1 protein-coding gene is annotated in these 6978 nt (G+C 71.2%); it reads right to left on the bottom strand.

The annotated features are described in order from the left end of the window. The coding region (locus ACIQU6_RS43425) for an SDR family NAD(P)-dependent oxidoreductase (protein ID WP_403488052.1) at positions 1-6978 on the bottom strand (6978 nt) is incomplete at both ends.

Genomic DNA, 6978 nt, shown 5'->3' on the forward strand with positions numbered 1-6978 from the left:
GTCCACGTGCAGGGTCCGCGGCAGCACACCGTGCCGCATCGCCATGACCATCTTGATCACTCCGGCGACACCGGCCGCGGCCTGCGTGTGCCCGATGTTGGACTTGATCGAACCCAGCAGCAGCGGGGTCTCAGGATCGCGGTCACGACCGTAGGTGGCGATCACGGCCTGCGCCTCGATCGGGTCGCCCAACGTCGTACCCGTACCGTGCGCCTCGACCACATCCACATCGCCCACAGACAGCCCGCCACTCGCCAACGCCTGGCGAATGACGCGCTGTTGGGACGGTCCGTTGGGAGCCGTCAGGCCGTTGGACGCACCGTCCTGGTTGACCGCCGAACCACGCACCACGGCCAGGATCTGGTGACCGTTGCGGAGGGCGTCGGACTGGCGCTCCAACAACAGCATGCCCACGCCCTCGGCCCAGCCGACCCCGTCGGCCGCGTCCGCGAACGCCTTGCAACGCCCGTCGGGCGACAGTCCACGCTGCCGGGCGAAGTCCACGAACACCGCCGGCGTCGACATCACCGTCACACCACCGGCCAACGCCAACGAACACTCACCACTGCGCAGCGCCTGCATCGCCCAGTGCATCGCCACCAACGACGACGAACACGCCGTGTCCACCGTCACCGCCGGGCCCTCCAGGCCCAGAGTGTAGGCCACCCGACCCGACGCCAGACTCGGCGAACTGCCACTGCCCTGGAAGCCCTCGAACTCCGGACTCGCCAACATCGCGCTGTAATCGCTGTACATCACACCGGCAAAAACACCCGTCTGACTACCACGCAACGACACCGGATCGATGCCGGCCCGCTCCACCGCCTCCCACGACGACTCCAACAACAGACGCTGCTGCGAGTCCGTCGCCAACGCCTCCCGCGGACTCATCCCGAAGAAGCCCGGATCGAACTCCCCCGCCTCGTGCAGGAACCCACCGGAACGGGTATAGGACGTGCCGACGTGCTCGGGGTCCGGGTCGTAGAGGTTGTCCAGGTCCCAACCACGGTTGGTCGGGAAGGCGGACACCGCGTCCACGCCACCCGTGACCAGTTTCCACAGGTCGTCCGGCGAGGTGACGCCGCCCGGGTAACGGCAGGCCATGCCCACGATCACGATCGGATCGTCCGCGACGGCCGTAGCGACCCGCACCGCTGCCGCCATCTCGGCTTCCGTGCCCAGGAGTTCGTCCAGGAGGTACGAGACCAGGGTGTCGATGGTCGGGTAGTCGAAGACGAGGGTGGCGGGGAGCCGCAGGCCGGTGACGGTGTTCAGGCGGTTGCGCAGTTCGACCGAGGTGAGGGAGTCGAAGCCCAACTCGCGGAAGGCACGGCCGGCGTCGACATCGCTCCCGGTCGCATGGCCGAGGACCAGGGCGACCTGGCCGCGCACGAGGTCGAGGAGGACATCGTGTCGTTCGAGCGGGCTCAGGCTCGTGAGCCGTTCCCGCAGGTTGGTGGCGGTTGCCGAATCGACGGCGGCCGTGCGGCGCGAGCGGCTGCGGATCAACGACCGCAGCAGCGGCGGGACTTCGCCCTGGGCACGCAGCGCCGTCAGGTCCAGGCGGACGGGCACACTGGTGGCGTCACCGGCGGCCAAGGCCGCGTCGAAGAGCGCGAGGCCCTGTTCCGCCGAGAGCGGTGGCACTCCGGATCGCGCGAGGCGGTCCGCGTCGGTCTCGGCGAGCATGCCGGACGCGTCTCCCGCCAGTTCCCACGGGCCCCAGGCCAGCGACAGAGCGGGCAGGCCCTCGGCCTGCCGCCGGACCATGAGCGCGTCCAGGAAGGCGTTCCCGGCCGCGTAGTTGGCCTGGCCAGGGTTGCCGAAAACGCCCGCGACGGAAGAGAAGACGACGAACGCGTCCAGGCCGAGGCCACGGGTCGCCTCGTGCAGATGCCAGGCGGCATCCACCTTCGGCCGCAGCACCGCGGCCAGACGCTCGGGAGTCAGCGCGCCGACCATCCCGTCATCCAGCACACCCGCCGCGTGAATCACCGACGACACCGCATGCGCGGCGACCAGCTCCGCAACGGCGGACCGGTCGGTCACATCGCACGCGACGACCCTCGCCCGCGCACCCGCCTCCGCCAACTCCGCCACCAACTCAGGTGCACCCTCGGCACGTTCACCGCGACGGCTGACCAGCAGCACGTCCCGCACCCCGTGCTCGGCCACCACATGCCGAGCCACCACCGCACCCAGACCACCCGTACCACCGGTGATCAGAACCGAGCCCGCACCGGCGAACGTCACACCAGCGCCTGCATCACCATCGGCTGCGGCCTCTATGACTGGCCGGCGGATCAGGCGCGCGGCCTGTAGGTCGCCCTGGTAGGTCCGCAACTGCGGCTCGTCGCTGGTCAAGGCGGCCAGCGGAAGCGACGTGGGAGCGTGCGGGTCGAGGTCGAGCAGGGCGAAGCAGCCGGGGTTCTCCGACTGCGCCGAGCGCACCAGGCCCCACACCGCAGCGGCGGCCACGTCAGCGCCGCTCGTCGCGCCTCGGGTCACGAAGACGAACTTCGTGTCCGCGAAGGCCGATTGTTCCAACCGGGCCTGCACCAGTGCCAGGGCGCGGCGGGTGAGGTCGTGGACGTCCTGCGGAACGGAGGACGGAGCGGTGGTCGGCTCGTCGGCGCCGGGCCGGCCGGGGGCGACGAGGGGCAGGACGAGCAGCGCGGGGGCCGGTTCCTCAGCCGGCGGAAGCGTCGCGTGGACGTCGACGTCCGCACCCGCGGCGCGGAGGGTTGCGGCGAGGTCGATGCCGTCCTCGCCGACGATCGTCACCGGGATGCCGGTGGGTGTCCCGTCGTCCGACTGCGCCGCGGGGTGCGGCACCGTGGCCCAGTCCAGGCGGAACAGGGCCTCGCGGGCGAGGGTCGCCAGGGGGCTGAGGGCCTCCGCCGAGACGGTGCGCATGGTGAGGGCCTGTACCGAGGCGACGGGTGCGCCCGTGGCGTCGGCGAGGGCCAATGTGAGTGTTCCGTCGGTGTCTTGGCGGAGCCGGACGCGGACGGTCGAGGCGCCGGAGGCGGCCAGGGAAACACCGTGCCAGGCGAACGGCACGCTGCCGGTCCGTGGCGCCTCGGTCTCCGGGGCGACAAGCCAGGCGGCGTGCAGGCCGGCGTCGAGCAGCGCCGGGTGCAGCCCGAACTCCTCGGCGTCGGACCGGCCGGCCTCCGGCAGGGCGACCTCGGCGTAGACCTCGCCGTCGCGCCGCCATGCCGCGCGCAGGCCCTGGAAGGCGGGCCCGTAGTCGAACCCTTCGACGGTGCGCGACGCGTAGAAGTCCGCGAGGTCGACGGGTTCGGCGTGGGCCGGTGGCCAAGTCGTGGCGTCGAAGGGGACGGTGGTCGCGGCCGGCAGGCCGGTGGCGAGGACGCCGGTGGCGTGCTGCGTCCACGGCGAGTTCCCGGCGTGTTCGGGGCGCGAGTGGATGGTGAGGGTGCGGCGGCCGGTGGCGTCGGCGACGCCCACCCGGACCTGGGCCCGGACCGCCCCGCGCTCCGGCAGGACGAGCGGTGCGGCCAGTGTCAACTCCTCGACGTGATCGCAGCCGACCTCGTCACCGGCCCGGAGTGCGAGCTCCAGGAGCGCGGTGCCCGGCAGCAGTGCCTGGCCCATGACGGCGTGGTCGGCCAGCCACGGGTGGGACTGTAGCGAGAGGCGGCCGGTCAGCAACGTGCCCTCGTCCTCGGCGAGTTCGACGATGCCGTTGAGGAGGGGGTGGCTGGCTCCGGTGATGCCGATGGCGGCGGCGTCGACGGTGCCGCGCCCACCGGACGGCCAGAACGGCCGGTGTTGGAACGCGTACGTCGGCAGGCTCACCGGGCGTGCGTCGGCCGGGGCCAGGAAGGTGGCCCAGTCGATCGGCGTGCCGGTGGCGTGGAGCCGACCGAGCGCGGCGAGCAGGGTACGTTCCTCGGACGCGTTCCGACGGAGGGCGGGGATGGTGACGGTCTCGTCGGTGAGCGTCTCCCTCGCCATGGCGGCGAGGACGCCGTCCGGACCGAGCTCCAGGAACGTCCGCACGCCCTCAGCCTCCAGGCACCGCACACCCTCCGCGAAGCGCACGGCCTCCCGAACATGCCGGACCCAGTACTCCGCCGAACACAACTCGTCGGCCGAGGCCAACGCGCCAGTCAGGTTCGACACGACAGGAATGGAGGGTGCGGCGTAGGACAACTCCTCGGCAACAGCCCGGAAGTCATCGAGCATCGGGTCCATCAGCGGGGAGTGGAACGCGTGCGAAACCCGCAACCGGGTCACCCTCCGCCCCTCCTCCTCGAAGCGCCCCGCAACACCCAGAACAGCATCCTCCGCACCCGAAACCACCACAGACGTAGGCCCGTTCACGGCAGCGATCGACACCTCACCCGACAGATGCGGGACAACCTCCTCCTCCGCCACCTGAACCGCAACCATCGCACCACCAGACGGCAACGCCTGCATCAACGACGCACGCGCCACCACCAGACGACACGCATCCCGCAAGGTGAACACCCCCGCGACATGCGCCGCCGCAATCTCACCAATGGAATGACCGGCCACAAAGTCCGGCCGCACACCCCAACTCTCCACCAACCGATACAACGCCACCTCAACGGCGAAGAGAGCCGGCTGCGCCCAACCCGTCTCATTCAACGCGCCGGCGTCCGCACCCCACATCACCGCACGCACACCGACCCCGGACGACGAACCAGACAGCTCGTCCTCCAACAGCTCGATCACGGCGTCCAGGGCTCCGGCGAACACCGGGAACCGGCCGTACAACTCGCGCCCCATCCCCAAGCGCTGCGAACCCTGCCCCGAGAACAGCACGGCGCAACGGCCCCTGCGTGCTTGGCCGGTGAGGGCCGAGGGGTCTGGTTCGTCCGTCGCGACGGCGGAGAGGGCACGGGTCGCCTCGTCGTGGTCGGCACTCAGGACGACGGCCCGGTGGGCGAAGTGCGAGCGCTGGATGGCGAGGGAGAGGGCGACGTCGACGGGGGCGAGGTCGGGGTGTTGTTGGATGTGCGCGTGCAGGCGTGCGGCCTGGTCGCGCAGGGCTTCCGGGGTCTTGCCCGAGAGCGTCCACGGGACCACCGGGTCCACGGTCGGCTCCGGAGCGGCTGTTCGTGCCGCTGCCTGCGGGTGTGGTGCGATCGCCGGCTGTTCCAGGATGACGTGGGCGTTGGTGCCGCTGATACCGAACGAGGAGACACCGGCCCGCCGGGCCCTCCCCGTCTCCGGCCAGGCCGTCTGCTCGGTCAGCAGCTCCACCGCGCCGGCGCTCCAATCGACGTGCGTGGACGGTTCGGTGATGTTCAGGCTGCGCGGCAGTGTGCCGTGTCGCATTGCGAGGACCATCTTGATGACGCCGGCGACGCCGGCCGCGGCCTGGGTGTGGCCGAGGTTGGACTTGATCGAGCCCAGCAGCAGCGGGCGCTCGGGGGCACGGTCCTGGCCGTAGGTGGCGATCAGTGCCTGGGCCTCGATGGGGTCACCGAGCGTCGTGCCGGTGCCGTGCGCCTCGACCGCGTCCACGTCGTCGGTGGACAGGCCACCACTGGCCAACGCCTGGCGGATGACGCGTTGTTGGGACGGCCCGTTGGGGGCCGTCAGGCCGTTGGACGCACCGTCCTGGTTGACCGCCGAGCCGCGCACCACGGCCAGGATGTCATGGCCGTTACGGAGGGCGTCGGACTGGCGTTCCAGTACGAGCATGCCGATGCCCTCGGACCAGCCGACGCCGTCGGCGGATTCGGAGAAGGGCTTGGAGCGGCCGTCGGGGGCCAGTCCGCGCTGTCGGGAGAACTCGATGAAGGTGTCCGGGATGGACATGACGGTGACGCCGCCCGCGAGGGCGAGGGTGCACTCGCCCCCGCGCAGCGCCTGTGCGGCGAGGTGCAGCGCGACCAGGGAGGAGGAGCAGGCGGTGTCCACGGTCATCGCCGGGCCTTCGAAGCCGAAGGTGTACGAGACGCGTCCGGACGCGACGCTCAGTGCGCTGCCCTGGCCCTGGAACCCTTCGAATTCGGCGCCGTCGAGGCGGGTGCCGTAGCCGCTGTACATGACGCCGGCGAAGACGCCGGTGCGGCTGTCGCGCAGGGAGACCGGGTCGATGCCGGCGCGTTCGATCGCCTCCCAGGTGGACTCCAGGAGCAGGCGCTGCTGGGAGTCGGTGGCCATCGCCTCGCGCGGGCTCATGCCGAAGAAGTCGGCGTCGAACTCGGCGGCGTCGTGCAGGAAGCCGCCGGAGCGGGCGTAGGAGGTGCCGGTGTGGGCGGGGTCGGGGTCATAGAGGTTGTCGAGGTCCCAACCTCGGTTGGTCGGGAAGTCGGAGACGACGTCGGCGCCGTCCCCGAGCAGGCGCCACAGGTCCTCGGGAGAGGCGATGCCGCCCGGGAAGCGGCAGCTCATGCCGATGACGACGATGGGGTCGTCGTCCGGGGCGACGGTCGGGGTGTTGGGTTCCTGGGGGTCCGATTCGGCGTCGGGGCCGAGGAGTTCGGCGAGCAGGTACTCGGCGAGGGCGGTTGCGGTGGGGTAGTCGAAGACCGCGGTGGCCGGGAGGCGCAGGCCGGTCGCGGAGCCGATGCGGTTGCGGAGTTCGACCGCGGTGAGCGAGTCGAATCCGAGGTCGCGGAAGGCTCGGGACGGGTCGACGCCGTCGCCGGTGGTGTGGCCCAGGACCATGGCGGCCTGGTCGCGGACGAGGGCGAGAAGGGTCTCCCGTCGCTCGGTGCGTTGGAGTCGGGTGAGTTGTTCGGCCAGTCCGGTGTCGCTGCCGGGCGTGGTCGTTGCCGCCGTGCGGCGGAGGGGTGCCTTGACCAGGCCGCGCAACAGCGGCGGGACGGTGGGCTGGTGGCGCAGCGCGGTGAGGTCCAGGCGGACCGGTACGAGGGCGGGGCTTCCGGTGGCCAGGGCGGCATCGAAGAGCGCCAGACCCTGCTCAACACTCAGCAACGGCATGCCGGACTCGGCGGCGCGGCGAATATC

The organism is Streptomyces sp. NPDC090442 (assembly GCF_044769405.1).
Classification (GTDB): domain Bacteria; phylum Actinomycetota; class Actinomycetes; order Streptomycetales; family Streptomycetaceae; genus Streptomyces.